This is a genomic window from Microcoleus sp. Pol14D4 (assembly GCF_036701245.1).
In the GTDB taxonomy this organism is placed as follows: Bacteria; Cyanobacteriota; Cyanobacteriia; order Cyanobacteriales; family Microcoleaceae; genus Microcoleus.
The window spans coordinates 39,951-66,089 of sequence record NZ_JAUBQM010000030.1 but is presented as its reverse complement, the minus strand read 5'-3'; the positions used below and the strand labels follow the sequence as shown (position 1 = coordinate 66,089).

Sequence of the window (26,139 nt, the reverse complement as noted above, 5' to 3'; positions counted from 1 at the left end):
GTTTTAGGTCAGGGAGTTTTTTCATTCCTCTATCTAATGTCTATCTCGTTCTCTTGTCAAGGGGGTTGAGCAATTACCTCGTAATTTGGTTGATAACGGCTTCGTCACGCGCTTGCTGTCTAGCTTGACTCAGCAGAAAAGATTGGGCGATCGCAATTGAAAGTTGATCGACAAGCAACTGCACCATTTTCAATTCTCGATCGCTAAACCGTTTCGGTTGGCTGTGGTGAGACACCAACAGCCCCCAAAGGTGATTTTGATGCACAATCGGCACCGTCAGAGAAGAACGTGCCCCCATAGCCTTCAGATATTCAGCGTGACAGGGGTCTACAGGACGATAGGTAATGTCTTCAACTGCTAAAGTTTTGCCGGTTTCGGGACAATCTAACCGATTAATTGTTTGATGCTTCAATTCCACATCTACAATCACTCGCTGCCGCGCTTTGAGAAACATTTCCCGAGCACTCTGGGGAATGTCGCCTGCTGGAAACCGCAAACCCAGCATAGAGGACAAATTGTTGCCGTCGATCGACTCAGCAATGACCTCACCGCTACCGTCTGCCTCAAAGCGATAAACTTTTACTCGATCGCTCTCTAAAAAGCTGCGGATTTCTCGGGCAGTTGTCGTCAAAATCTCCTGCAGTTCTAAAGAGTTGCGGATGCGATTGGTAATTCGATTGAGTAAAATCTCTTGTTGTAAAGTCGATCGTGACATTTGTCTAACTTTGGTGCGGGTCATGCCTTTTGATCTCCCGGGCTGTTGACAGCATTTTTGCGATCCACAGTCTTAACTTGCCTTGTATTATACATTACAACACTTTCGCGGCGTCTAGGTGCTTGACCCAACCCAAGGGCGAGAAACTCGGTTTATGGGAATATTTCGGCTTTTTCGACAAATTTCGGCGATATACCGGGTTTTTCACAGCACTTACAAAGCAAGAAAAGAGCCATCAGAAAATTAGTGAGGACGAAAGCCCGATCCAGTTTAATCGGGACTTTCGTCCTCATTACAAAGCAATTCCAGAGTTAAAAGACAAAAGGTATAGAGAAACCAAGTCGGTCAAGCCGGCTGGTAAGTATTTATACCTTAAAATGTCTCATTAAGCTGACTCCCAAATTCCCCGAATTCTGTCCGGCAAAAAGCCAGCTATTTCCTGAATTCGCTCCTCGGACAGCTCATCCTTCGTGGCAGAAAATACAGCCGCGATCGCAGTTTCCGGTTTTACTCCTGAAGGAAGTGCGCCTTCTAGTTCCACCCTCCGTGCAAACAAATTGCCATCGATCCCCAAAGGTGCAGGCTCGCCGGTCAAAGGCTGACGTATCCGGCTGAGCAATCCCACCAGCGGATTTGTATCTTTCCAGAGGTCTGCTATTTCTTGTTGCAGGGTTTTGTCATCCGTAGGCAAAACTTCTTTGTGCAATTCAGCTTCCACGCGCTCGGATGCTTCTGTTGTCATCACATCGCGCATGATCCGGTACACTACTTCGGTAATGTCGCGGGCATCAAAAATATCCTCCAAGTGACCGTTTACCATCACTTTTTCCAAAAACGGCATATCCTTTGAAGCGATAGGAACTGCCGATCCTTCCTGGTGGAGCGACGTAGGAGGATTCGTCTCCATTTTGTGTAACAGTTTGCGGCCTTTTTCTGTTAACTCGGCTTCTTGAAATGCCACTAAAGGCGGCAATAACTCAGTTCCTCCATAAGGCTCGCCACTAAACTGAGCTTTGATAAATTCCCTTTGGTTGAGGTAGTCCAAATGACCGAGCAATTCCGCTTCTGCCACCTCGTGACCGACATATTCTTCCGCTGCGTTCCTAATTTCCGACTCTCCCCTGCCCTTGTCAGTGCCAATCTTTTTGAGCAAAATGTAAGTCAGGTCGTCTCTGATTGGAATTGTCATTAAAACCTCCTAGGTTAATATCCGGTCAAGCTCATGTAAAAACTGATTTTTTTTACTGGCTTAAATTGTGATGATTACTACTTAAAAATATTGAAGTCTAAAGTAGAGTAATCAAGTATCTCTCAGCAGATGGAAGTTATTAAAATTAAGTATCGGTTAGAATCTTCCTTTAGGTAGATCCATGTAGGGGAACCCATGTCTAATGTGGTTAATATCCTAAAAAGCTGTCGCCACTATTGAATGTTATTAAGCGAGGATGCTTTATTGGTAACATTTTTCGTATTTATTGCGTATTTATTACGTATTTTTACCAAGGCTGACGCACGAAGAGTACCTCAGTGGGTAATTGGTGCTGGGAGAGGTAGAATTAAGCAGATGCTATGCGGTTAATCAACTGCGGTCGTTTTGCCTGCAGCTTGTAGCAATATTGTATCGGGTTAGACCAAAAACTGGTCATTGGAGAACTTCAAATACGAGCCAATCTGTTTCAAGTGCCGCAGCGCCACTTGAAGAATGCCTCGGAGACAACTTTTTTGATCGTTTCGCTCGGCATTTATGAACTACCCTCATTGGAACAATAAATTGGAATCCTCGTCTTTCACGAACGGTCAACCCCCGGTTGAGCAGCGCCCTTTAGTGTTAGCGGTAGACGACAATCATGACAACTTAGAGCTGCTGACACAAATACTCGATTTATTGGGCTGCGAGTGCGTGGGAGCAGTTGACGGGTACGCAGCTCTTTCAGCAGCAGTCGATCGACAGCCCGACCTAATCGTACTCGACATTTGCCTGCCGGATATAGACGGTATGGAAGTAGTAAAGCGCGTCCAACAAAACCCACAGATCAGACATATTCCGATTGTTGCGGTCACAGCACTAGCAAAACCAGAAGACCGCGCTCGAATTCTCGAAGCAGGCTGCGTGGAATACCTTTCCAAACCTTTTAACATCAAAGATTTAGAAACAGTTATCCGCCAGCACCTCAACTGTCAACTGGTTTTGGTTGAGTTTTAGATTTATAATTAGAATCACGAACTTGAGGTGCAGAGTCCAAAATTGCGATCGTTCCAGTGCGGCCGGTCTCCAAGGTCGCATCGCGGAGCAAATCAGTGACTCCCACGCCCAAAACCTTTTGGATTAATTCTTTCAGTTGCAATTCCAGAAGTGATTCTAATTGTGTCCGCACTTGCAACGCCAAATCTTGGTGACCGTTCTGAGCCAGCAGTTTTTCGGGTTGAGTAAGCCCATTTTCGACAACTATTATCAATTTGTTATCCAAAAGATTGCAGAGCGCCTGACTCGTGGAGTGTCCGAGTTGAGAGCGGTACAAAGCTTGAATTCCCTGCGAAAGAGTCCGTTCTAATTTCCCCCGAGTAGGTTCTAAGGTTTCCCCTGTCATATTTTTTAGTTAAGCCATAAGAGATAAAAAAGACTGTTAGCAGTTAACAGTTAACAGTTAACAGTTAACTGCTAACTGCTAACTATTAGAAATAACCGTCGCGTTAGCCGACAGAAACTTGATCGGTTTCCACCCCAGTTGCACCCTTAACACCTTTAGCAATTGTCACCAACCTGCTGACAATTTCCTGACTGGGAACTGTACCTTTGAGAACCACCGTAGTGCCATGTTGAGCCACATAAACAGTCTCAATATCCGCAACATCGGGATTCGCATCGAAAGCCTGAGCCACCCGTTTAGCTAAACCGCTTTGATCGTATTCTCCGTTCAAGCCCATGCGTTCCGGCGGGATTGTCTGAGCGCTCGCTGCCGCTTGAGCTTGAGCTTCAGCTACAGGTGCTTGGTAAGCAGGAGCGTCAACAGTTTCTTGATTTTCTAGTTTTTCTAAACCAAACAATCTTTTTAACCAACCCATAGAATTTGTCCTCCGACAAAGTTTGTGTTAAGTGACGTGTTAATTCACGTTTGGCAAGTCGCCCTGTAATTGTTATTCTCAATACCAGGAATTACGATCGCACTCTTGGATGCAGAAACCGATTTTTTTTACAAAAAAGTATCGTTACAGCCATCCACCTAGGTAGAAAAACCCAGTTTTTTGAGTTTGGTGCGCCCGTCTTAAATACAATTTACTGTTGTACAACTGGGCCGTTCATCTGCCTGGAGACATAATTCTCCCGCTCTCAAACAAATACTTGCGCTGACCATTCCGGCAAATCAAACTTAAACCCTTCTTCCCCAACTTCTACAATTTTGTTGTACCTCCACTCGTGCCAAGTTCCTGCCGCCGGAAACTTAGGAATGCAGTAATCAGATAGATAAGTATCCGAAAAATTAGCGACAACTACTGCTCGCGTTCCCTCATCGCTCCAGCGATAGTAAGCCAGCACTTTGGCTTCGGGATTTTCGTGGATGAATTCAATATTTTCGGTATAAAGTGCCGGAACTTTTTTCCGCAGCCGAATCACCTGTTTGTAGTATTCCAACAACTCATGATTTGGCTGAGTTTTCAACAAAGACCATTGCAGTTTATTCGGCTGGTTGGGAGTTTGCCCAGTAGATTGTCCAAACTCTTCGCCCATCCACAGCATCGGTATTCCTACTGCTGTGACTAACAAAACCGCTCCCAATTTAGCGCGTTTAAAAGCCGCTTCTGGGTCGATATCGCGAAAGCTGGCTTCGGCCAGCAAGTGGTCGCGGTCGTGACTGGCTAAATAATTGATCGCATTAGTTGTGTTTTGATAGCCTTGTTGTTTGGGTTCTAGAACTTGCTTGAGCTTTTCGATATCGAAAGTCTTCCCCGCGAGATTTTCTATGGCAAAAATGCGAAAACTTTCGTGCCAGCACCCATCCATCGGCCCGTCTGCAGCGACGAGTTCGGGAAGTTCTGGAATGTGTTCTGCTATGTTGTAAAATGGCTTGTTACCGGCGGTTTTTTTCGCTTCGCGAGTTATCCAGTGCAGGAAATCTCGATTGTCCAACTGCCGCACAGCATCGTAGCGAATGCCGTCGATATGATATTCTTGAATCCAGAAATTAACGACATCGCCGATGAATTTCCAAGCGGGACGAATGTCGAGTTTTGGGTCGAAGTTTTCGTAGTTAAACTCCGGGCCCCAGTAGTTAGCCGGATCTTCGGGATAGTGTTTGTCGCGGTAGTACCAATAATTGCGATCGATTAGCAATAAGGGACATTCTTCATCGCAGTGGTTGTAAATCCCGTCCAGAATCACCCGAATGCCCCGTCCGTGGCACTCGTCAATCAATTGCTTCAAATCTGCGGTTGTGCCGTAACTGGACTCTACGGCAAAGAAATCGCGGACTTTGTAGCCCCAGCTATAATCGCCCGGATATTCATTAACTGGCATTAGTTCGATCGCATTTATCCCCAAATCGCAGAGATAATCTAATTTCTCCTTCACCTGCTGGAATTTACTGCAACTGTCGGAACCATCGGACTCGGAAAAATCAGCAACGTGCATTTCGTAAACGACTAATTCTTCATTATTGGGGAGTTCTTTGTCGCCGTGCTGCCAAACATAGGTATCAATAATTCGCGCGCCTGCTTTGATGCGAACTGTACTTGTATCAGTAGTGCGGTCAATTTCAGTCGCGTAGGGGTCATTGACTTCTACCCATTCATCCGGTTCAAAACAGGGACTTTGCGACTGAACTCGGAATTTGTATTGATACTTACCGTCTTCTAACTTAATGTTAGTGCGGAAATAACCTTTGTCATCTTTTTCTAAGGGAATTTCTGCCCATTGGGAAAAGGAGCCGAGCAGTGTAGCTGCTTTGTTGTTGGGAGCGAAGAGTTTGAATTCAATTGCAGCGGCCATGAATACCTTGCTTGCAGAACTTATAAGTGTAATTAGTATTGATTTTTACAATTTTGCAAATCTGTCGCCATCGTTCTTAAGAGCTAAACCTGTAACTCTTATGTTGTAACCTGCTTGGGGGCGCACCCGGAGGATTTAGTAGTGCCAACCCTAGCGATCGAGTAAGGTGCCCCCTAGGTACGCGGAAACCTGATTTTAATCAAAAATGTAGTTAAAGTAACTAAAAATTATTAAGCGCTGTTTATGAAAAATAGTCAGGACTGTTTTTAGTTAGTAGTCTGAAACCCTAGATTTTCCGTTGGTAGCGAACTTGCCTTGGAGCCTTGAAACCCTTATTCTACGGTGGGCTATCAAAAACTGTCCGAAGTATTGTATGAAAAGTAATTTAACTTTTGATAACTAGATAAATCGTGGTCAATATTTAACATTTGTAACTAAAGAAACATTTTTTAGCCGACAGGGGTAATACCGTAGAAAGATGTCATTTTATGCGGAAAGAGCGATGATCGGCGTGTAATTATAAGGCAAGGGAAACCATAAAAATGAATCCTTTATTCAACTGGGTTTTCCTGCGACTTTAAGCCAAGTTTGAGCCGAGAATAGCAATGATTATTTTTGCTTATGTCTTGGCAGCACTTGTTTTATAGTTTTTGACCTGCAAACTTTGTAGAACCTTTCATCAGCTTTAATGACTGCTGCTACCTCAGTAATTGGTAATTGGTGAAAATCTCATTCGTCCCTGTTACCCGTTAGATATTCCGAGCAGTGGCTCTAAGGCTCTAAAAGTTTAATGTGGGATGTTGGCGAATTACCGTTACTGTAAAACTCTGGAGTGTTAAAAATGCTAAAACAAATGTGTTGGTTGCCCAGACTCGGAGGCAATGGAGAAAAGATATTGCACTTGCGTACCGATGCCCGTCAGCCGTGGCGGCCTTATACAGCTTTTCCGCAGTTTGCTGTATCCGACTACCGGGAACCGGGCGGTTCTAAGGGATGGGCAACATTTCAGAAGCTGAGAGTTCAAGGGTGGAATTTAATATCGACTGAAGAAGGGCAGCAGTCGAGTTTTGGCGAACAGAAAAGTGCTTAAAAAATCAGAAACCGCAGCAATAAAAGAAGAGGTAAAATCCTCTTCTTTTTATTAGTTTTGGAGACAGCAACTGGGCTTTTAACCATCCTAGTTGGTAGAAGGGGTAAGGTGTACATTGCTCACCCTACATAATTTTAAGAGGTTTGCCAGTTGCAAGTAAATTAGGCGATCGCCGTTTCTCTCTCGGCTGTAGTTGCTACGTTATGGAGCACCGGCTGGCGAGTTTTCAAGTTAAACCGGTATCCGTGGGGGAGGATGTGCAACTTGGCCCCGCAAATCGCCAAAGCCTCATCCTTCAACAATCCCTCTAGATTGTCGTGGAGTTTTTCTGACTCGTCGATGACAGTTACAGCGCTTTCCCCAATGACTTCCAACTCGTCACCGCTGACTAAAATAGCTGTATTTTCGTCAATACCAAATCCCAAAACGGCAGGTTGCAGCAAGAGTGCCGAAACTAAGCGTCCCAGACGACCTCGCTGGGCGAAATGCTGGTCGATGACAACTCCCGGAAGGAAACCCATTCCCGGACCCATTGCTACCACATCAACGCGGGGATTTGTCTCTGAGTCTCCTTCAATAATCATCATGTCTGGCATCATTGCCGCGCCGGCACTGGTGCCGCCAATGATAATCCCTTCAGAGTAGCGTTTGTGCATAGCTGCGTCGAGTTTTGTGTCTTTCAAGCAGCTAATAATCCGCGCTTGATCTCCGCCGGTAAAGAATATGCCCGTGGCTTGTTCGATCGCTTCTAAATAATCTGGATTGTCGGCATCTTCGGCTCTCTGGGTGTCAACAACTCGCACATCTTCAGCGCCGAGTCGCTCAAACACTCGGATATAATTATCTCCTACTTCTCCCGGCAGGCTTGTGGCAGCCGTCATGACAACAATATGAGCTTTAGTGCCTCCGGCGCACCGCAAGAATTCCCGCAGAATTTTGCAGTCCCCCTCTTTGTCTTCGGCGCCCCCAATAATTAGCAACTTCCCCTGAACTTCGTTGCTCGCCATATTATCTCCAGTTTTAATTTATTAAATTTCACTAAAACACAAAATTCCTTTTTCCGAAAACTGCCAAAAGGTATATATAAATACAAAAAAATCTCAGACTGCTATCCCCCCAGGACGCACACAGCAAGGGTGATATGGGTGTTTACTCTTGCTCGTGGCTGTAACGATGTTTTTGTTCAATAGTCCTAGAGGTACTAGGCTAAAGAAACCCGAAAAACGAAAATTCTGCGTGTGAACGGAAAACCTTAACTGAGAAACCCGGGTTTTTGAGAAAGCTTTTGCGTCCGGGACTGGTAAAAAAACCGGTTTCTGCGTCTAGGACTATCTATTTAGCTCATCCTCGACGATCGACAAAACAAACTTACCCCCCCTAACAGGAGATAGGAGGGGTCAAGAAATGAGCTTAAATTACAGGGTTGACGCGCGCGCGGTGATCGATCCGGTTTCCGCTCCGATTCTTCGCTAATCCTCCTCTGATTGCTCGTAGAAATCGGGTTGATGAGCGTAAGTCTTCAATTGGTCCGATCGCCCCTTAGTGCGATCGCTCGATCAGATTGCTCAATATGGTACTCGCCCGTTCTAAAGGTAGGTGTCTGGGTTTGCCGTTCCAGACAATCTGATATTCGTTGCTGTTTTGACCATCGCCGTAGCCAGAAATTAGCTTCCGGTGAAATGCTTCCTCAGCTAATTGGTGAACTTTGTCCCTGAGAGCAGTTTGTGCGATCTTCATAATTTGCTGCCTCTTAAATTTTCTTTCACTGTCATAAACAATTATAAGTACAGAGTGTACCTCTCAAAAGTTATAGCTTTTTTGGGGAGGGGGGAAGGAAGTAGTCATTAGTCATAAGTGCTTAGTTATCAATGCTTACTCATCAATACTTAGTCAGATATTGAAGGAAGAAGGAATATTTTCCCACTCTCACCCTCTCCCCCTCTCCCCCATATCCCCTACTCTCCCACTCCCCCTCTCTGGCAATACTGAAGGCAGAAGTGGTCGAAGTATTTGTCTGAGTGCTGGAATATCTATGCCCGCAGGTAGTACCCCATGCACCGACTATAAAGTTACCGTAAAAAATTAGCTCAAAGGAGGTTAGAAAATGCTGCAAGAAAAAAGTACCGAAATAGCCCGCGTCAATGCTCGAAAAACCGATATTTTTGATGTTTTCAACTTCAAACACTATATGGGGCCAAACCCTTATTTAGACATTGCGGCTTTAGTTTTTGATTTCGCAGTGACGGGCGCGAGCGAACCTTTGCCGATCGCACATTACCAGGAAATTATTAGCGATCGCTACCCGCAACTGCTGCACGAAACTTTCTCGAACCATGCCCAACTGTTCGGCCGTACCGCCTCAGAAGTAGCAAAACTCGACATGGGTTTGCACTTCCAACACTGGAACGTCAAGCCATTTTCTCGCTTTAACAGAATCAGCATAGAAGCACTTCACGCCCGCACCGCCAGAGCCGTAGTTTACGCAGTTTGGGATTGGTTTGAAGCCATCAATCAAAATCAAGACTTTCCCTTAGAAGCACAAATGGGCGCGCTGCAAAATATGTTCCGGCAGTCAGTCTACGGAGGGCCGACAGTTTATTCGTTAATGCGATCGGCATCCCAAAAAGGCATTCCCGCATTTTATTTGTGGGATGAAGGACTAATGCAATATGGGTACGGCAAAAAACTTGTTCGCGGCTCTGCAACTACCTTTGATTCTGACAGCCACTTAGACTCAGATTTTACCACGCGCAAAGACGATTGTAAAGCTTTTCTCGCTACATTAGGATTCCCTGTTCCCAAAGGCGATATTGTCTCCACAGAAAACGGAGCTCTGGCAGTTGCTAGAGAAATTGGCTACCCAGTTGCTATCAAACCAGTAGTCGGTCATAAAGGAATTGGCGTAACAGCAGATGTCCGAGATGGTGAGGAATTGCAGGCAGCTTTTAAAAGAGCAGTTAAGGCAATTCCCGAAGCAGACCCGGTGCGAGTAATTGTGGAAAACAGCATCAAAGGATCTGATTTTAGGCTGCTGTGCGTTGACGGCAAGTTTGTGTCTGCAACTGAACGCCGGCCCGCGTCGGTAACAGGTGATGGCGACTCAACAATTCGCGAATTGATCCGCCGTGAAAACCGCAAACCAGAACGTTTGGATACGCCAACTTCGGCAATGAGCAAAATTCAGTCCGACGAAGCGATGGAAATGTATCTGGAAGAACAAGGGCTGTCATTGGATAGTGTGCTAGAGCGCGATCGCACTGTGTATCTACGCAAAGTCGCTAATCTTTCCGCAGGCGGCGTCAGCATCGACGCTACCCGCACTATTCACCCGGATAACATTGTTTTGGCTCAAGATATCGCCCTACATTTTCGGTTAACTTGTTTGGGGATTGATGTGATAACAGAAACTCTCGCCAAATCTTGGAAAACCGGCAATTTTGGGATTATCGAGATCAATGCCGCGCCGGGAATTTTTATGCACCTAAACCCCGCTGTCGGCGAAGGGGTTGATGTGCCTTCCCATATTATCGAAACTTTCTTTGACTCCGGAAAATCTGCCCGAATCCCGATTATTACTTTCAACAGAATTTCGGTACACGACCTACAAGAAACTATCGACCATATTCTGTTGCAGCATCCCGATTGGACAATCGGTGCTGTTTGTCGGGGTGGACTTTTTGTTAACCGTTCTCAAAAAGTCTTGAATAAGAATTACCATCTGAACTTGCAAAGTTTGCTGCGGAATCCCAAGCTCGATTTGTTAATTGCTGAATATCCAGAAGATATTTTGGAAGCTGAGGGAATGTTTTATCGGGGCAGCAATATGGTGGTGCTGGACAATCCGGGAGAAACTGAGATGATGTTGGTCAGAGAAAGCACTGATGACGATACTGTGGTGGTGAGGGAAGGAAGTAGTATTTCTATTCGCCGCCAGGGATTGATCGAACAGTATACTCTGGGGGATGATGAACCGTTTACACGGGTTTATTTGAAGGAAATAGGGACTGTTTTGTAAGCTGTTCCAAATTTAAGTTGGCTTTGTGGGGCGGGTATTGAGTACCCGCCCCACCAGATTAAGGTTTTTTGTCGTTCCCCGGTTCTTGCGGGGCAGGAACTTGGGAGCACCCAGATGGGCACTGGCTTCGTTACACTTAGTTACAATTGGTTTCCATTCCTCAGTCGTGGATGCACTATTCATAAACAGCCGGTTTCTTCCCCAGTTTCTCGTTACCACACCAAAATTTTTGTAGAAAGTGGGTTTCTCAGGCGAAATTCTATTCCTGCGATCGTAAGTTTTTAGACAATCTCGTTTCTGCGCTGTCCTTCGTGCTATCAAGGAATTTTACAAGTCTTTAAAAAATTGCACTTCGGTAGCAGAAGGTGTGGAAATATGAATTTTTCGAGCAATTGGTTTAATTCGCTGACCGAAAGTTTACTGTCGCATCGTCGTTACATTCCAGCAGCCTTGACTATTTGCACCGGTACGAGTTTGTCATTGGCAGCCTCCGCCGTCGTGTGGCATTCGGAAAACCAACGAATGCAAGCGGAATTTCATCAGCAAGCCGATCGCCTGAATGTGACATTGCAGCAAAGCATCAATAAAAATTTAGAAGTTCTGTACTCACTTGAAGGATTCTACAGGGCATCTACTGAAGTTACCAGAGAAGATTTTAAGCAATTCGCTCAACCTGCACTTGCCCGAAATACTGCTATACATTCTGTTAACTGGATTCGGCGCGTGCCGGCTGCTCAAAAAGCCGCTTGCGAACGGACAATTAGAGCCCAAGGTTTTCCGGCATTTCAAATTTACGAGCGAACTCCTGACAAAAAGCCGGTCAAAGCAAAAGTGCGATCGGAATACTTTCCAATTATTTACAGAGAAGCACTAGAAGAAGATAACAAAGTGATCGGTTTTGATGTTGCCTCCAGCCCAGATCGCAAAGCAGCTTTAGAGAAATCGGTGAATACCGGGAAAATAGCTGCTTCCGCGCGGATTAGATTAGTCAGCAACAATCAACCGGGATTGCAAGTATTTCTACCAGTACCCCAGACCACAAATTCTCCCGATAACTCGGTCAAGGGCCGCCAAAACCTAAGGGGAGTTATTGCGGGTCTGTTTCAGATCACCAGTATGGTCGATTCCTCTTTAGAATCGCTAAATTTAGACAACATTAATTTTTACCTCTATGACAACTCTGCTATAGAGAAAGAACGCTTTCTGGTGCGCTACGACTCACAAGCTAAGCAGTTGATAGATAACCCAAAATACGAAAAGCCAGAGTTAGCTAATTTGCGGGGAAAAATCTGTGAAAATCCTAGTGCTTGCACTCGCTTATTTAACGTAGCAGACCGCCAGTGGAGGCTGCTAGTTTTGCCCGGAAAGGGGTACAACAGTCTGACGACGCATCAGGGTTCCCTGGCAATTGGCGCGATCGGGCTATTGATGACTGGCAGCTTGACGATTTACCTGTTGATGTCTCTAGAACGTACTGCAAAAGTAGAACAGCAAGTGTACGATCGCACAATTCAACTAAAACAGCGCACCGCTGAACTAGAAACGGCACTAAAAAATTTGCAGGAAACTCAATTTCAACTCATCCAAACTGAAAAAATGTCCAGCTTGGGGCAATTGGTGGCTGGAGTTGCCCACGAAATTAACAATCCTGTCAACTTCATCTCTGGCAACCTGATCCATACAGGCGAATATACTCGAAGCTTGCTGGAACTTGTGGAAATATACCAGCAGCAATATCCAAACCCAACACCAGAAGTGCAAGCCAAACTAAAAGAGATCGATTTGGAGTTTATCAGTGAAGACTTGCCTAAAATCCTAAAATCTATGAATATGGGAGCTGAACGCATCCGCCAAATCGTCCTTTCTCTGCGGAATTTTTCGCGCTTGGATGAAGCTGAAATGAAGTCTGTTGACATTCACCAAGGCATTGACAGCACCTTGATGATTTTGGATAGTCGGCTGAAACCCCAACCTGGTTTTCCGGGCATTCAAGTCATCAAAGAATACGGAAATTTGCCCTTAGTGGAGTGCTGGCCGGGACAATTGAATCAGGTATTTATGAATATTTTGAGCAATGCCATTGATGTTTTACATGAAGAAAGGAGTCACATTTTACCAAAGGGTAAAAATTCCTATGATGCGGCTTTTTTACCTATGATTCGGATTCGTACTGAACTTTTAAGTTCTAATTGTGTATGCGTGCGAATTGCTGACAATGGAGCGGGCATGACGGACAATGTAAAAAAATGTTTGTTCGATCCGTTTTTTACTACCAAACCTGTAGGCAAAGGTACTGGCTTGGGATTGTCGATCGGCTATCAAATAGTGGACAAACATCAAGGTTCGCTCAGGTGTCTATCGGCTCCGGGAGAGGGAACTGAATTTTGGATTGAGGTGCCTGTGCGACAACAGTCTAAGCAATCTGTTTCTAAGGTTTCGCCTGCGGTAGGTGCCACTTGGAATTAGCGGGAGAAATCTCGCTTCTAGCTGATACCAATTCACTATGAAGATACACTAAATGAGGCTGATGTCTTTCTGGTTGGAACTATATCCTTAGCGTTATATTAAATGCAGCTTCATAGTGAATTGGTATGAGTCTTACTTGAGAGCATCTCATATCAATTCCGGTTTCACCGTCCGTGATTGTTGACTGTTGACTGTTGACTGTAGAAGGAGGGGTGGAAAAACTCAATGGTTGAGTGTTAACTGTTGACTCGATTTTATTATTCCGATGCAACCGGAAACGATATCACTTTTGCAGCCAAGCTAGAAATTAGAGTTTGGAGGCAGGAGGAAATAGGAAATAGCAAGACGGAAGGAGCCAGAAGAAGTGTTTTTACAAATATGAGATGCTCCCTAATTCCTGTTTAGAAAAGGTGAACTATCCGCACTCGAATTGGAAAACTTTCGGATTTCGCACTCTCCTTTCAACAGTTAACAGTCAACAGTCAACAGTTATAGTTATTGGCAAGCGCGTGCTAATTTTCAGCGGAATATTGCCGAAAACAAATATCTGGGGTTTTACCCGTCGTGACAATTTATAATTGTAGCAAGCCCAGATTACCAATTATTAACTACGATGTCTTTACAATCTATTAGCATTCCGCCCACAACCGATCGCAAACCTGTCGCTTTAATTGTCGCTTTGCATGGATGGGGTGCTAATGCTCGGGATTTGACTCCCTTAGCACCGGCTTTCAATTTGCCGGATTATCAGTTTGTGTTTCCCGATGCCCCCTTTCCCCATCCGCAAGTAAGCAGTGGCAAAGCGTGGTATAACCTTCAAAGCAAAGATGCTCAGGGATTGGTAGAAAGCCGGCAATTGCTGAGGGAATTTTTGCTGTCTTTGGAAAGCAGCACGGGCGTGCCTTTGTCTCGCACGATTTTAGGTGGCTTTTCTCAAGGCGGAGCGATGACTCTAGATGTGGGATTGACTTTGCCCGTAGCCGGTTTAATTTGTCTGAGCGGTTATTTACACCCGATTTCGCCAGTTGCTGGGAGTGCTTTGCCACCTGTTTTAATCGTGCACGGTACTCAAGATACTATTGTTCCCGTTAGTGCTGCTGTGCGATCGCGCGAGAGTTTGACGGCTTGGGGAGCTGCGGTGCAGTATCGAGAATTTAACATGGGACACGAGATTCTGCCGGAAGTTATAGATGTAATGCGAAGTTTTGTTGTAGAAACTGTGTCGAAATCTGATTAAAGGTTTAGTATATAGTATGGCGGAAGTCTCGGGCAGGGGAAAAAAATGAAAACTTTAACCAAAGCATCGCGCGATATTGCTGTACTTACTTCTCAGGACGTGGCAGAATTGGCTGTCCGTTTGGAAGTTGACGATTATACAGATCCTTTTGAGGGATTGAATGATTGGCATTTGTTGCGATCGCTTGCTTTTCAGCGGCCGGAGCTGGTTGAACCTTATCTCCACCTTCTAGATATGGAAGCCTACGACGAAGCATAGACTGAAAAATCTAGCTCAAAAATTTCGACGGAATTGAGGAAGAAGTTAGCAGCATATTTTGTTGCAGATTAAACAGATGAGTGAGGGATTTTAGTCTGTTTTTATCTTAATTTCTTTCTTGATTCTTTTTTATGAAAAAATGACACCCGTTTCAAAAAAGAATGTGAATGTAGGCCAGCTCTCAACCCTGGTATTCATCAGTCATTCCCCATTTAAAATCTAAAATCTAAAATTTAAAATCTAAAATGGTATGACATGAAAGGCAGACGAATTTTAATCGGCGTTAGTGGCGGGATTGCGGCTTACAAAGTTTGCGAAGTAGTTTCCACTTTAGCCAAAGCGGGAGCGGAAGTTAAAGTTATTCTTACTAATGCGGCAGGGGAGTTTGTAACGCCTTTGACTTTTGCTACTCTGTGCCGCCATCCTGCTTTTACGGACAAAGATTTTTGGCAACCAAGTCACGGCCGCCCCCTGCACATTCAATTGGGAGAATGGGCGGAAGTTTTTGTGATTGCTCCTTTGACAGCTAATACTTTGGCTAAGTTGGCGGGGGGTTTTGCTGATAATTTGTTAACTAATACTGTCTTAGCTTCTACTTGCCCTATTTTGCTGGCACCGGCGATGAATACGGATATGTGGGAACAGCCGGCGGTGCAGCGGAATTGGCGGGAAGTGTTGAGTTATCGGCGCTATCATGCTGCGAATCCGGGGGCGGGTATGTTGGCGTGCGATCGCGCGGGTGTCGGTCGGATGGCAGAACCTTATGAGATTTTGCCTCATATTGAATCGCTGTTGTATACGAAGGGCGATCGAGATTTAGCAGGCATTCGGGTGTTGATCGGTGCGGGAGGAACGCGGGAACACCTCGATCCGGTGCGGTTTATCGGCAATCCTTCCACTGGCAAAATGGGTATAGCTTTGGCGCAAGCTGCAGAGCACCGCGGCGCTACAGTGACGCTGGTACACAGTATAACTGGCGAATTGCCGCTCTCAGGTGTGCGGGCGATCGCAGTTGCGAGTGCAGAAGAAATGCGGCAGGCGATGCTGCAATGCTTTCACGATGCGGATTTGACGGTGATGGCGGCGGCGGTAGCGGATGTGAAGCCTGCGGAGTACAGCAGTGAAAAATTGCCGAAGCGATCGCTCCCGAATTGTTTGCCTTTGGCACCGGTAGCGGATATTGTGGCAGAGTTGGGAAAATTAAAACAGCCGCACCAAAAATTAATCGGCTTTGCAGCACAAACTGGGGATATTGTCAAGCCAGCTTTGGAGAAATTGCGGGCGAAGAAACTCGATGTAATTGCCGCAAACCCGATCGATCGAATAGGTGCAGGTTTCGGCAGCAGTACCAATCAAGCAATATTAATTAATGCCGCCGGCAAGCAAGTAGAAATCGCACCTTGCAGCAAGCTAGAAATGGCTCACCGATTGTTTGATTTTGTGATGGAAGGGTGAGGGCGCGATTTACTCATTAACTGGGATTAACTACTGGTTCGGGCGATAATTCTGATTCCCCAAAATCCGTTGATTCCGAGTCAGCGGGCAACTCAATATCTGCGACAGTAATTTCTAGTTTAAATCCTAATGCTTCGAGCAGTTCTACCAAACTGTAAATTTCCGAACCGCCGCTTTCAGTCAGCATCTTATCGAGTTTTTCGTGATGTTCTTTTGCTGACTCCGAAAGAGCATTCATCCTGATTTTAGCCTCAATCACATTTCTGATGGCATTTCTCAAAAGTGCGGGTTCAGGGTCTTTTTCTTCCAAAATAGCCCCGATGTAACCAGCAGCTTCTTCAGCCTCTTTGAGAGATTCAATTAGGTACTCGCGGTAGCTATGACTTGTCGGTGCTTTCACGTCTTTCATAATCTTTCCAGTATGCTATGGCTTGTAGAATATCTTGTTCTTGAGTGCTTTTATCTCCGGCTACCAGGATGACCACCACTGTAAACCCAACTTGTCCGAAGTAGACGCGGTAGCCCGGGCCATAATTAATTCTGAGTTCAAAAACTCCTTCTCCTACTGACTTGATATCTCCGAGATTGCCTTGTTGAACTCGGTCAAGCCTAGACTTGATTCTAACTCTGACATTCCGATCGCGGACGGAATCAAGCCACTCGTCGAAAGGAAATTTGCCATCTGATGTACCGTAACTTGTAATTTCCCTGGGTTGTACTTCCATAATTTTATCCGAATTGATTAACAATTCCTATCGTAAGCGCGATGACAGTGCATTAAGTGGGCAAGCAAATCATACTTAAGACAGAGGCATTCGATCGACAAAATAGTAAACCTTGTTTGAGGGAACAAAGTTGAAATCAAACAGGGCATTGTGAATGAATTTTAAATCGATCGCAAAAACCAATCTACTATTCGGCAGCCTGATAATTAGCCTCGGATTGCAATCACTTCCAGCGGCAGCGCAATCAGTCACCGACGCGCAAGTTTCCGCCCTCGTAGAAGCGCTGCGACAAGCCGCCCCGCCACAAGCCACAAATGACGGAATGTACAGTCAGTGGCAAGTTTTACCCAATAATATTTCCCGCTGGGCCAAATTCTGTACCAAACAAGATTTAACACCTCAACAATTTGAGGCCGACGCTACAAAAGCCAAATCAATTGTTACCTGTATCGTGGGGGATTTGCTGCGCGACGAATACAAAGCTAGCAGCAACAATGAATTAACCGCTGTACGCCGCGCCGCTTGCTGGTGGATGACAGGGGATTCCGCAGCTTGTAAAAGTGGGGCAACTGCTACTTATGCCGATAAAGTTATCAGCGTTTACCAGCAGCAGCGGCCTAAAAAGTAAGGTTTGTGCTGGCGGAATTTAGATTTTTTTGACCGCAGATGGACGCAGATGGACGCAGATGGTTTTGTGCTGATGGACAGATAAGAGCGATTTGATATCAAATTCAATTATCCTATAAGCGCCAAAGATTCTTGAGAACATTAATCAGCTCTTTCTGTCGTCGAGCGATTACTTCTGGCGTCCATTCCTGTTCCCGCAGCACTTGGGTAGTAAGCACAAAGGGTGAAACGCCCGTTTTAGTAGTGAAATACTTCTGCTTTTTCACATCAAAATCATAATTTTTTGCCTGAGTGTTTTTCGCACCAGATAGCAAAACTAAGTTGCCAAGACGATGTACATATTGATCGCGCTCTTCCTGACTAGGAAACCACTTCATCCACTCACTATTAGCCCCTGGATTTTGGGGAAGTACGTGCTCGACAGTAATTTTGGAGAAGTTGTAAGATGCTTCACCTTCTGACAGAGCAGCATCTAAGCGCAGCAAAACATAAAGACGAATTTTTTGGATTAGATAAAGGTCACTATCGAGGACTCTAAGGATATTGTTTGACTCTTCAGGAGTAAACTGGAGCGGTGAATTGGAATTGAATAAATCTTCCTCTTGTTCAATAGCAGTAAGCAATCTGCTGTAACGTTCAATCCGTTTATTAATATTGGCGCGGACAATCATTAAACCTGCCGCAAGGCGGTCTAAATCTGTAAAAAAACGCACCAAATTCTCGGGGTTATTACGGTTACGCGATAGGTAGAAAATGGCAGGCGGTATCCAGTCAACATTCTCAATTTTGTTTAACCATTTAAATAGTTGATTAATTTCCTCGGCACGCCGCTCGCTTTCATAGGTTGAGTTGTGAATTTCCGAAAAAGCCTTAGCATAAGGATCTAAAATTTCATCAATGAATTGCTGAGACCCTGCAGCAGGATTGATGTTTTCCTGAAACTCTTTAAGGATACTCTTGCTAAGTTTTTTCTTTTCCTTAATCATCCGAATATGAGAAAACAAGTCTTTGAATAACTCGCGTCCCAGCTCCTCCTCGGTATCTTCCCACTTTTTAGTATATTTTTCTTGTTGGCTTTCGGGTATTTTTCCAATAATGTCCGCTTTCAAGATATCAGTTATGGAGAGATCCAATCCCCTGTTGTTCAACACAGAAAATATCCGATAAGCAGAGTCAAAGTCAGGCGTAGAAACCACTACCAAGAAGCACTGGGTAATGATGAACTGGGCAAGACGTATACGGTGGGATTCCGCGATAGTCTGCAAACGTTGCAAGAATAAATGTGCATTTTCTTTAATAAGCTTCTGAGTATCCATCAGCTCAGCATTGTTTAATTTTTGGAGCTTGTTAATACCACCTTCATTTTGAATATATTCCTTGAAAAATTCTGCATCTCGCTCGCGCAAAGTCAGACGGTAACGATTATCTATACCCGCGATTAAGCTGCCTCTTTGGTATAGATAAGTGGTCAAGTCATTGGCGTGTTGTGTTGGCAATGATTCCCTGAGAGCAGCTAGTAGTATGGTGAGAGTTGTTAGACGTTGCTGACCATCTACAATTTCAGCGGCTGGCTGCTCCGATTTGATCAAAACAATGCTGCCTAGAAAGTACGGGTTGAGTTTATCAATCGTGTCGTTACCATCTCCCAAGAATGTTAACAGGTCTTCGAGCAGTTCCCCAGCTTGCTCATTTGTCCAAGCATAGGGACGCTGGTAGAGGGGAATGGTGAACATAAAGTCATCGCTAAAGATTTTCCTAATGGGGTGTTCCTCACCCTTGATGCTGACACGGTTCATGCTTGGTTCCTGTGTTAGGTGTGATTGGTAATTGCTTCCCGAAAGTCAATTTTTCCTGTTGGTATAATACCATGCTCAAGCTTGGAAAGGCGAACCCTCAACTTAGCCTGTGCAGGCTGGTTCATTCGTCCCGCCGCAGGTTTCAATCCGATCCTGAATTACCCATTTTCTGCCTGACTTCTCATCAACTTTTGCACGCTGGTTAAAGCCCGATTTAATTCATAATTCTTTCTTTCTGAATTCTGCAAAAAAGCCTGCTGTTCTTCTTCAATCATTAACACATCCTGCCGCACCAAACCATCTAATAACTTTTGAGCCGCGCCGAAACAACTATCTTTGATAAACTTGCGAAACCATACAGGCAATTTGTGCAGCCGCCAAAACGCATTTAATGAGGTAAAGTGAATTAAATAAGCCCGAGTTGCTGTCTCGCTCACCGGACAAACCAAGCAGTAAATCTTAAAGTCGCTCCCCAAAGTTGAAACCCAGTGCGGGTAAACATAACTCACCTCTAGCGGTTCCGGGTGCAGTCGGCGCAGAGATTTAAAAAACAACTGAGAAATTGACCAAATTTTATCTATTTTGTAATAACTTTGTGCCTGATAGCGAGCAGTTACTTGATGCTCGTTTTCTTCTAAATTATCTAACACTGGATTTGCCCAAGCTTGCCAATCGTCGTGCAAGTGTCCGTGGTACATATCCATCAAGTTTTCAATTAAAAATGAATAGTGTGCCTCACAGTCGATGACTGAAACTGTGGCAATATAATTTAGATGTTCCCACTCTGGCAACTCCAATAAATCTATTTTTTCGGCTTGGGTTTCGTCGCCGGGAAACAGCCAGATAAAACCGTTTTTTTCTTGGATTGGGTAGGAGCGAATTTTGCAGTTAGGTAGCTTTTGATTTTCTGCTAAATAATCGACTTCGGCGCATTCTCCCCTTGCATTTAACCGCCATCCGTGGTAAGCACATTCGATCAAATCGCCTTTAACTTTGCCGTGGCTGAGTTTAACTTGCCGGTGCGGACATCTATCTTCTAAAGCGTTGATTTGGCCTGCACTGTCGCGGAATAGTACGATCGCCCGATTCCAGATTTTTGCAGCTAGCGGCCCAGTTTGCACCTCGGTGCTGCGGGCGATGGCATACCAGCGATCGAGATTAATGCCCAACTGGCGGATGTGAGTTTTTTCTCCCCTTGCAGATACCGATTTTATCGCGTTGTTTTGCATTACAAATGTTCCCAAATTACGCCCATAAAACAACCCAATTTTACAAAATAACAGCCTGGAAAGCAACGACCGTAAATTTTTCTAAATCTCCGTTCTGACAAATACCTGTCGCTAGCTAAATGTTTCAACCAACTTGGCGACAGTCTAAATCTTAATAATCTTAAAGCATTGCGAAATCCGTAGGTGGAACAGTCGGGTCTAAAATCTCTCGCCGCACCTAATATGTAGCCTATTGTCGCAGGTGTTTCGACTTCCGATATATTATCTAAAAAAACGATTTTTCCGTGCGGATTTAACAATTTTTTAATTGCAGCGAGGGAGGCAGGGAGGTTGGGCAGGTGGTGAAAAGTAGTAGCACTAACTATTAAATCAAATTTGCGATCGAGTGCTAATTGACTAGCATCCATTTGGATGTATTCGATATTGGGTGCTGAGCGTTTTTGACGGGCGATGTCCAGCATTTTTGCTGATAAATCGACTGCCACTACATTATCGTAATACTGGGCTAATTCAAAAGCAAGAATTCCCGAACCGCAGCCAATATCTAATACTGCACCTTTGCTTGTCGATAGATTTTTAGTAAAGAAATCGTTCTGGCTTTGCAAGGTGGCGACGAAATCGTATTCTGTTGCAAAAGCATCAAACATTACAGATTTATTGCGAATTGTGCAGTTACTCTTCAGCATCTATTATTGCTTTGTACTCATTCAATAATATTTTAACCGTATATCCACCCCCCTCAACGCAGATATTTTTTTGTTCGCAAGCTCTGCCTTTTCTCTTCAGGTAAACCACACCCACAAACCATAACTCATTTTAACAAAAGAATATAACTGTAGGAAACCTTCAAGCCCTTATTAAATCAGTCATTCTCATTGCGTAAAATCTAAAATCTAAAATCGTATGGCTGGGGCGGGTTTCACCGAGGAGAGCAGCCGATAATTGACGATTTATAAAACCCGCCCCCGCTGCAAACCTTAGATTTTTAACACGCCTTCGGGATTCACCGTCAAGAGCGATCGCCTTTGCAAACCCTCCTGATATAAAATAGCATTAGCTGCCAACAAACCGCTGCTCACTGCCCTTTCCATTAAACCGCAAGGAAACGGCATTTTTACCCAATCTCCCGCAAACAAAAGATTGGGAACAGCGCAGCAAGTTTCTGGTCGTTCTGCATAGCTACCGGGCGGGTATCCAGAGAAATTCTTTTGATTTACCAATTCCCGGTGCAGCATATTTGCCTCTTTTAATTCCGGTACAATTTCGTACAATTCTTGCTCAAAAGTAGCCAGTAAAACTTCTTGGTTCGGAAACTCCTTCTCCTTGTAACAATAAGCGTGCAGTTCCACTACACTACCGCCAGTTTTCTGATTCCACTCGATGAACTGATCCTGAATTCGGTGGTAAAGCGTAATGCTGTCAGTCAGTTTGTAGCCGGAAAGCGAACTGAAATTGCTGTGTTCCCATGGAAATTCGCGATCGAACCAAAAACGGCCCACCGCAAAAGGATCGGCTGTGTTCAAGCTCTCGATCCGCTTCTGCACCTGCGGATTCACCTCACCGCTGGCCAAACTAAACAAATGCTGCATCCCCGGAACATCTGCCGCCAAAACATAGTAATCAGCCTTCAATGTTTCTCCCAAATTTGGAGGCTGCGATTGGTTAACCGCTGCTAACTGTATTTCATCTGCTTTTTCATCGACTACCTTAAATCGAGGCAAATCCCGCTGAGCAGGCCCGCTGACAACTCGTCCTTCGGCATCAAAAACAGCCCCGTGACAAGGACAGTGAAATTGACCGTCGTTCTGTTTCTGAACAGTGCAACCTTGGTGAGTGCAGCTCAGAGAAATTGCCTCTTTTCCCGACGGCGCGGCGGCAAATACGCTGTCCCCAGCGCCGAAATATTCGGTGGAGTTGCTGTCAGTTAACAGTGCATTCCGCTTCACCCAAAAAGGTATTTTACTTTGCACGTCTCCCGATTGGTAAGTCAAAGAATCAATCTGACCCTTTTCCCAGCGAATCTGACTGACTGCGACATCTGTCAATACTTTGCCGCCTTTGCTTTCAATGGCTCTGGCAATAGGCTGCACCAAACTCGTGCCCATATCTTGCCGCGTGCCGTTGAAAGCCAAACCCTCTGGATTTCCGAAAAAGTAAAAGTGGAAAAATTGCATTAATTCTCCCGCACTCAATTCGTCGGGAGCGTTGAGGCTGGATTTTGCAAAAGGCAGAAAATACAAGTCATAAAGTCCGCGCGGGAATTCACCTTTTACCCAGTCGGCAACGGATATATTGTCTAGTCTCTCAAAACTTTTTTGAGTCTGAAAACCGCCAATTTCCCGAAATACTTGCCAGTGAGCGGGTTTTGTCAGATTGATTCCCCACTTAAGCCGATTGGGAGAAGATATCCCCAAGTCAACTATATTCCAGGGAAAAGCTGAATGGTTGGGACGAAAAACTTCGGGTTTGTATTTGCCGTCTCGAAACAGAACGGCGTAGGATTCTAAAGATACAAAGTTATCAGTAATTTCTAGTTCTTCAACCACACTTTTGAGGTTGTAGTATTGCGGAAAAAAACCGTGGAAACCGTGTTCCATCATAAAAGTTTCGTTCCCGACTTGAATCGGCCAACTAGCAATTTTGCCACCGAGTTGGGGCGATTTTTCGAGCAATGTTACGGCGAAACCTCGCTGGGAGAGTTCGTAAGCACAGGCGAGCCCGGCCAAGCCTGCCCCCACAACTGCAACGGTTTTGCGGTTATTCAGCATTCGCGGCAAGTCAAGAGAATCTTGCACAAAAATGGTGGGCTCTGGCTTGGAAAATCGAGAGTAGCCCAGCAGCCCGCCGGCGGCACCAACTCCGAGGAATTTGAGGGCGGTGCGTCGAGAAACTGGTTGGGATAGCGGTGAATTGGTTGATTGACTCATCAGCGGTACGCGGTAACGGGCTTTAAACACAAATACGCCATAAGGCATATATCATAGACTGAAAGCAGGATGTGTGAAGAAATACTAAGACACATTCCTCAGTCCGATCGCGATCGCACCGTGTCAATCGATTTTAGATTTTAGATTTTAGATTTTAGATTTTAGAATTGAAGCCTTGACTTCACGGATAAATTCGGGGGGCAAGTTTCATCGGATACAAATTTTTTATTTCTCCACGGATGAATCCGGGGGCTTGTATCCTGGATGCTTTCGGTCAAGTGCGATCGCACACAATGTATAGTGGAAGGAGGCAGGCTTTAGTTATCTCGCAGAGAACCAAGAATCAAAAAGGAAAAAGCGATCGACCCCAGAGCGTAAAATCCTCTAAATAATTAAGTGTTTTTATTTATGTTGCTCAACTCTTGGCAACCGCCGCGAATGATGCTAAAAAACTAGGAGATTTTCAGGCAAAATCTTAGGCAAAAGGCAGTCTCGACTAATTGTACGAAATAACTGGAAATATCTCCGAGGCTAAACAATAAATCAGTCGATGTTTAAGTAAGTTGGCGCGAAAAGACTTAACTATGTTAAAACCAGTAAATACAGAGAATATATCTACTGAAATCACTCAATATAGGGTCGATCGGTTCATGATATTCCTCATTCAACACCAAGAGCAAACCCGATTCAACTTGAGAAGTGCGGATGTGCCGCAAAAAGTCAAAGACGCCCGTAGAGCTAATGCCGGTTAAACTCACATCTTGCACCATTCTTAAGAACGGGATCTGGGGCCCATTCCACAAGATATCAATTTTTTGTCGAACAGGCGGGAAAGTCTGTTCATAAAAGGATTATTGAGAATGGTGCAACATCTCAGTTAAATGCACCTGGCTGCTAGGTAAAAAACAGGACTTATTTGAAGAAACCGGGTTTTTGTGTAAGTCTTGTTTATGCAAAACCCCTGCATAATTTACAAACTTTTACATAAATCGCGAATTTCTTGGTGCGGGGACTCAGTTAGTGCTGGTGCCCACACCCTACGGTAGATATTTGCGGCTGCTCTTGAATGCTATAATCGTGCGGCGATCGCCAGCACAGTCAAAATTCCCACCCACATCCCAATTTTTGCCAACTGCTGCCGCCAACGGCGCCCTTAACCGCCCCAAAATCATGCACTACCAATCCCAGCAGCAACGCCAAAAACACACGACTCAGAAAAAAATTAAAAAAGCTATTTTTTACTGTTTGATAGCAATATTTTTCTGCTGGAGTACCGCGAACCTCGCTACAATTGCCCAAAACACCGGCGAGGGCGGGCTTAACGGGCAAGAAATGAGAAATTTACTCGATCGGGGCAACCTCACCGAAGCCGTAACCAGAATCGAAGAAAGCTGGGAAGAAGACTATCAAACATACTTTGAACAAGACTTTGGAACCCGTGCAAAAACCGCCGAAGCAATATCAAAAACTCTCTCCCGCCTAGCAGTTCAAACAAAGAAAAAACCTGCTTTAATTTACGCTATCCCCCGCACCGACCAACTAGAATTAATCTTAATATTGCCCGATCGCCCGCCTATTCACCGCAGCGTCCCGGAAGCCAAACAAGAAAAACTGATCTCAGTAGTCAAAGAATTCAGCAGCGAAATCACCAACCCCGTAAAACTCAACACCACCACCTATCTAGAACCAGCCCAACAACTCTACAAATGGATAGTTGCACCCCTAGAAACAGATTTGCAAACAGCAAAAATTGAAACCTTGCTGTTCTGCGTCGGCGAAGGTTTGCGAACCGTACCCCTAGCAGCAATGCACGACGGACAGCAATTTCTGATCCAAAAATACAGCCTTGCCCGCATCCCCGCATTCAAACTCACAGACAGCAATTACACCGACCTCAGAAACGTGCAAGTTCTAGCAATGGGCGCATCAGATTTCGCAGAAACGGCGAACAAAGAACCGCTGCCAGCAGTGCCGTTAGAATTGGGCGCGATCGCCCGACAGTGGCCCGGTCAATCCTTTCTCAACCAAGACTTCACCATAGTAAACTTGCAATCCCAGCGACTGCAACAAAAATACGGAATCATCCACCTTGCCACCCACGCCGAATTCCGCCCCGGAACCCCAAATAACTCCTACATTCAATTTTGGGACACGCAACTTAGACTAGATCAAATGAGAGAGTTAAAATGGAACAATCCCCCTCTTGAACTGTTAGTATTAAGCGCCTGTAGAACCGCCTTGGGAGACAAAGAAGCAGAACTCGGATTTGCAGGTTTAGCGCTGCAATCGGGAGCAAAATCAGCCCTCGCCAGCCTGTGGTACGTCAGCGATGCGGGGACCCTCGCCCTGATGACAGAGTTTTACCAGCAGTTAAAAATCAGCAGGCCACAAGACCCTCCAATCATTAAAGCTGAAGCTCTCAGGCAAGCACAAATTGGTGCGATCGAAGGCAAAGTGACGATCGAACGCGGTCAACTGCTAAGTTCCCGGGGCGAAACTCCCTTGCCCTCGTCTATCTCGAAACTCGACAGCAAAGATTTGTCCCATCCTTACTACTGGGCAGCTTTCAGCATTATCGGCAGTCCTTGGTAAGTGGGCCTCTTGACCGAGAGTGA

The 26,139-nt window shown here is 45.1% G+C and carries 23 protein-coding genes; 9 read left to right on the top strand and 14 right to left on the bottom strand.

Annotated features, from left to right (window positions below; genetic code table 11):
* Positions 1-73: 73 nt before the first annotated feature.
* Together QUA33_RS13390 and QUA33_RS13385 are read right to left on the bottom strand one after the other, a co-directional pair.
* The gene (locus QUA33_RS13390; protein WP_333148990.1) at positions 74-739 is read right to left on the bottom strand and encodes a GAF domain-containing protein; all 666 of its coding nucleotides are present in this window, start codon (positions 737-739) and stop codon (positions 74-76) included.
* Between the two features lie 361 nt (positions 740-1,100).
* Positions 1,101-1,904 carry a DUF2267 domain-containing protein gene (locus QUA33_RS13385; protein ID WP_333148989.1) on the bottom strand — a complete coding sequence of 268 codons (804 nt, stop codon included), beginning with the start codon at positions 1,902-1,904 and terminating at the stop codon, positions 1,101-1,103.
* A 555-nt stretch (positions 1,905-2,459) separates the two neighbouring features.
* On the opposite strand from QUA33_RS13385, the gene QUA33_RS13380 reads away from it, so the two are divergent.
* Positions 2,460-2,918 carry a response regulator gene (locus QUA33_RS13380; protein ID WP_333148988.1) on the top strand — a complete coding sequence of 153 codons (459 nt, stop codon included), beginning with the start codon at positions 2,460-2,462 and terminating at the stop codon, positions 2,916-2,918.
* Here the strand turns inward: QUA33_RS13380 and QUA33_RS13375 are convergent.
* The 3 genes from QUA33_RS13375 to QUA33_RS13365 form a co-directional block, all read right to left on the bottom strand.
* Positions 2,887-3,303 carry a DUF2294 domain-containing protein gene (locus tag QUA33_RS13375; protein ID WP_333098995.1) on the bottom strand — a complete coding sequence of 139 codons (417 nt, stop codon included), beginning with the start codon at positions 3,301-3,303 and terminating at the stop codon, positions 2,887-2,889. The two genes, QUA33_RS13380 and QUA33_RS13375, sit on opposite strands and share 32 nt — an antisense overlap.
* A 103-nt stretch (positions 3,304-3,406) precedes the next feature.
* Entirely contained in the window at positions 3,407-3,778 is a 372-nt protein-coding gene (locus QUA33_RS13370; RefSeq protein ID WP_333098997.1) for a BON domain-containing protein, read from the bottom strand.
* Positions 3,779-4,043: 265 nt separating this feature from the next.
* A complete protein-coding gene (locus QUA33_RS13365; protein WP_333148987.1) occupies positions 4,044-5,699 on the bottom strand; it encodes an alpha-amylase family glycosyl hydrolase in 1,656 nt (551 codons plus the stop codon).
* 841 nt (positions 5,700-6,540) lie between these two features.
* Between QUA33_RS13365 and QUA33_RS13360 the strand changes: the two genes are divergently transcribed.
* Positions 6,541-6,789 carry a hypothetical protein gene (locus QUA33_RS13360; RefSeq protein ID WP_333099002.1) on the top strand — a complete coding sequence of 83 codons (249 nt, stop codon included), beginning with the start codon at positions 6,541-6,543 and terminating at the stop codon, positions 6,787-6,789.
* 161 nt (positions 6,790-6,950) lie between these two features.
* Here QUA33_RS13360 and QUA33_RS13355 read toward each other — a convergent pair whose 3' ends face one another.
* Both QUA33_RS13355 and QUA33_RS13350 read right to left on the bottom strand, forming a co-directional pair.
* Complete coding sequence (locus QUA33_RS13355) at positions 6,951-7,796, bottom strand: cyanophycinase (protein WP_333099005.1); 846 nt, start codon at positions 7,794-7,796, stop codon at positions 6,951-6,953.
* A gap of 532 nt (positions 7,797-8,328) precedes the next feature.
* The gene (locus QUA33_RS13350) at positions 8,329-8,526 is read right to left on the bottom strand and encodes a hypothetical protein (protein WP_333070153.1); all 198 of its coding nucleotides are present in this window, start codon (positions 8,524-8,526) and stop codon (positions 8,329-8,331) included.
* Between the two features lie 367 nt (positions 8,527-8,893).
* On the opposite strand from QUA33_RS13350, the gene QUA33_RS13345 reads away from it, so the two are divergent.
* The 5 genes from QUA33_RS13345 to coaBC all read left to right on the top strand — a co-directional run bounded on the left by QUA33_RS13345 (position 8,894) and on the right by coaBC (position 16,220).
* Complete coding sequence (locus tag QUA33_RS13345) at positions 8,894-10,804, top strand: ATP-binding protein (RefSeq protein WP_333148985.1); 1,911 nt, start codon at positions 8,894-8,896, stop codon at positions 10,802-10,804.
* Between the two features lie 375 nt (positions 10,805-11,179).
* Positions 11,180-13,270, top strand: a complete 2,091-nt coding sequence (locus QUA33_RS13340; RefSeq protein WP_333148983.1) for a CHASE domain-containing protein — start codon at positions 11,180-11,182, stop codon at positions 13,268-13,270.
* Positions 13,271-13,883: 613 nt separating this feature from the next.
* Entirely contained in the window at positions 13,884-14,507 is a 624-nt protein-coding gene (locus QUA33_RS13335; protein ID WP_333148982.1) for an alpha/beta hydrolase, read from the top strand.
* 45 nt (positions 14,508-14,552) lie between these two features.
* Positions 14,553-14,765, top strand: a complete 213-nt coding sequence (isiD, locus tag QUA33_RS13330) for a protein IsiD (protein ID WP_006632739.1) — start codon at positions 14,553-14,555, stop codon at positions 14,763-14,765.
* A gap of 255 nt (positions 14,766-15,020) precedes the next feature.
* On the top strand, positions 15,021-16,220 hold the full coding sequence (gene coaBC / locus QUA33_RS13325; protein ID WP_333148981.1) for a bifunctional phosphopantothenoylcysteine decarboxylase/phosphopantothenate--cysteine ligase CoaBC: 1,200 nt from the start codon (positions 15,021-15,023) through the stop codon (positions 16,218-16,220).
* Positions 16,221-16,236: 16 nt separating this feature from the next.
* Here coaBC and QUA33_RS13320 read toward each other — a convergent pair whose 3' ends face one another.
* Positions 16,237-16,629, bottom strand: a complete 393-nt coding sequence (locus QUA33_RS13320; RefSeq protein ID WP_333148980.1) for a transcriptional regulator — start codon at positions 16,627-16,629, stop codon at positions 16,237-16,239.
* Positions 16,598-16,945: a type II toxin-antitoxin system RelE/ParE family toxin gene (locus QUA33_RS13315; protein WP_333148979.1), complete on the bottom strand. Its 348-nt coding sequence runs from the start codon at positions 16,943-16,945 to the stop codon at positions 16,598-16,600. The genes QUA33_RS13320 and QUA33_RS13315 overlap by 32 nt, the downstream gene beginning before the upstream one ends.
* A 154-nt stretch (positions 16,946-17,099) precedes the next feature.
* On the opposite strand from QUA33_RS13315, the gene QUA33_RS13310 reads away from it, so the two are divergent.
* On the top strand, positions 17,100-17,573 hold the full coding sequence (locus QUA33_RS13310; RefSeq protein WP_333148978.1) for a hypothetical protein: 474 nt from the start codon (positions 17,100-17,102) through the stop codon (positions 17,571-17,573).
* Between the two features lie 112 nt (positions 17,574-17,685).
* On the opposite strand, the gene QUA33_RS13305 is transcribed toward QUA33_RS13310, so the two are convergent.
* The 5 genes from QUA33_RS13305 to QUA33_RS13285 form a co-directional block, all read right to left on the bottom strand.
* On the bottom strand, positions 17,686-19,368 hold the full coding sequence (locus QUA33_RS13305; RefSeq protein WP_333148977.1) for a DUF262 domain-containing HNH endonuclease family protein: 1,683 nt from the start codon (positions 19,366-19,368) through the stop codon (positions 17,686-17,688).
* Between the two features lie 158 nt (positions 19,369-19,526).
* Entirely contained in the window at positions 19,527-20,597 is a 1,071-nt protein-coding gene (locus QUA33_RS13300) for an aromatic ring-hydroxylating dioxygenase subunit alpha (RefSeq protein WP_333148976.1), read from the bottom strand.
* Entirely contained in the window at positions 20,597-21,283 is a 687-nt protein-coding gene (locus tag QUA33_RS13295; RefSeq protein ID WP_333148975.1) for a methyltransferase domain-containing protein, read from the bottom strand. Before QUA33_RS13295 ends, QUA33_RS13300 begins: the two co-directional genes overlap by 1 nt.
* 291 nt (positions 21,284-21,574) lie before the next feature.
* Positions 21,575-23,572: an FAD-dependent oxidoreductase gene (locus tag QUA33_RS13290; RefSeq protein WP_445251071.1), complete on the bottom strand. Its 1,998-nt coding sequence runs from the start codon at positions 23,570-23,572 to the stop codon at positions 21,575-21,577.
* A gap of 539 nt (positions 23,573-24,111) precedes the next feature.
* Positions 24,112-24,294, bottom strand: coding sequence for a hypothetical protein (locus tag QUA33_RS13285; protein ID WP_333148974.1), 183 nt, complete (start codon positions 24,292-24,294; stop codon positions 24,112-24,114).
* 250 nt (positions 24,295-24,544) lie between these two features.
* Here QUA33_RS13285 and QUA33_RS13280 point away from each other — a divergent pair, with 250 nt between their 5' ends.
* A complete protein-coding gene (locus tag QUA33_RS13280; RefSeq protein ID WP_333148973.1) occupies positions 24,545-26,116 on the top strand; it encodes a CHAT domain-containing protein in 1,572 nt (523 codons plus the stop codon).
* The last annotated feature ends 23 nt before the right edge of the window (positions 26,117-26,139 follow it).

What these genes read in the sequence shown, in the direction of transcription:
- QUA33_RS13390 (WP_333148990.1), bottom strand. Translation starts at nt 739, where the DNA reads ATGACCCGCACCAAAGTTAGACAAATGTCACGATCGACTTTACAACAA.
- QUA33_RS13385 (WP_333148989.1), bottom strand. Translation starts at nt 1,904, where the DNA reads ATGACAATTCCAATCAGAGACGACCTGACTTACATTTTGCTCAAAAAG.
- QUA33_RS13380 (WP_333148988.1), top strand. Translation starts at nt 2,460, where the DNA reads ATGAACTACCCTCATTGGAACAATAAATTGGAATCCTCGTCTTTCACG.
- QUA33_RS13375 (WP_333098995.1), bottom strand. Translation starts at nt 3,303, where the DNA reads ATGACAGGGGAAACCTTAGAACCTACTCGGGGGAAATTAGAACGGACT.
- QUA33_RS13370 (WP_333098997.1), bottom strand. Translation starts at nt 3,778, where the DNA reads ATGGGTTGGTTAAAAAGATTGTTTGGTTTAGAAAAACTAGAAAATCAA.
- QUA33_RS13365 (WP_333148987.1), bottom strand. Translation starts at nt 5,699, where the DNA reads ATGGCCGCTGCAATTGAATTCAAACTCTTCGCTCCCAACAACAAAGCA.
- QUA33_RS13360 (WP_333099002.1), top strand. Translation starts at nt 6,541, where the DNA reads ATGCTAAAACAAATGTGTTGGTTGCCCAGACTCGGAGGCAATGGAGAA.
- QUA33_RS13355 (WP_333099005.1), bottom strand. Translation starts at nt 7,796, where the DNA reads ATGGCGAGCAACGAAGTTCAGGGGAAGTTGCTAATTATTGGGGGCGCC.
- QUA33_RS13350 (WP_333070153.1), bottom strand. Translation starts at nt 8,526, where the DNA reads ATGAAGATCGCACAAACTGCTCTCAGGGACAAAGTTCACCAATTAGCT.
- QUA33_RS13345 (WP_333148985.1), top strand. Translation starts at nt 8,894, where the DNA reads ATGCTGCAAGAAAAAAGTACCGAAATAGCCCGCGTCAATGCTCGAAAA.
- QUA33_RS13340 (WP_333148983.1), top strand. Translation starts at nt 11,180, where the DNA reads ATGAATTTTTCGAGCAATTGGTTTAATTCGCTGACCGAAAGTTTACTG.
- QUA33_RS13335 (WP_333148982.1), top strand. Translation starts at nt 13,884, where the DNA reads ATGTCTTTACAATCTATTAGCATTCCGCCCACAACCGATCGCAAACCT.
- isiD (WP_006632739.1), top strand. Translation starts at nt 14,553, where the DNA reads ATGAAAACTTTAACCAAAGCATCGCGCGATATTGCTGTACTTACTTCT.
- coaBC (WP_333148981.1), top strand. Translation starts at nt 15,021, where the DNA reads ATGAAAGGCAGACGAATTTTAATCGGCGTTAGTGGCGGGATTGCGGCT.
- QUA33_RS13320 (WP_333148980.1), bottom strand. Translation starts at nt 16,629, where the DNA reads ATGAAAGACGTGAAAGCACCGACAAGTCATAGCTACCGCGAGTACCTA.
- QUA33_RS13315 (WP_333148979.1), bottom strand. Translation starts at nt 16,945, where the DNA reads ATGGAAGTACAACCCAGGGAAATTACAAGTTACGGTACATCAGATGGC.
- QUA33_RS13310 (WP_333148978.1), top strand. Translation starts at nt 17,100, where the DNA reads ATGAATTTTAAATCGATCGCAAAAACCAATCTACTATTCGGCAGCCTG.
- QUA33_RS13305 (WP_333148977.1), bottom strand. Translation starts at nt 19,368, where the DNA reads ATGAACCGTGTCAGCATCAAGGGTGAGGAACACCCCATTAGGAAAATC.
- QUA33_RS13300 (WP_333148976.1), bottom strand. Translation starts at nt 20,597, where the DNA reads ATGCAAAACAACGCGATAAAATCGGTATCTGCAAGGGGAGAAAAAACT.
- QUA33_RS13295 (WP_333148975.1), bottom strand. Translation starts at nt 21,283, where the DNA reads ATGCTGAAGAGTAACTGCACAATTCGCAATAAATCTGTAATGTTTGAT.
- QUA33_RS13290 (WP_445251071.1), bottom strand. Translation starts at nt 23,572, where the DNA reads ATGCCTTATGGCGTATTTGTGTTTAAAGCCCGTTACCGCGTACCGCTG.
- QUA33_RS13285 (WP_333148974.1), bottom strand. Translation starts at nt 24,294, where the DNA reads ATGGTGCAAGATGTGAGTTTAACCGGCATTAGCTCTACGGGCGTCTTT.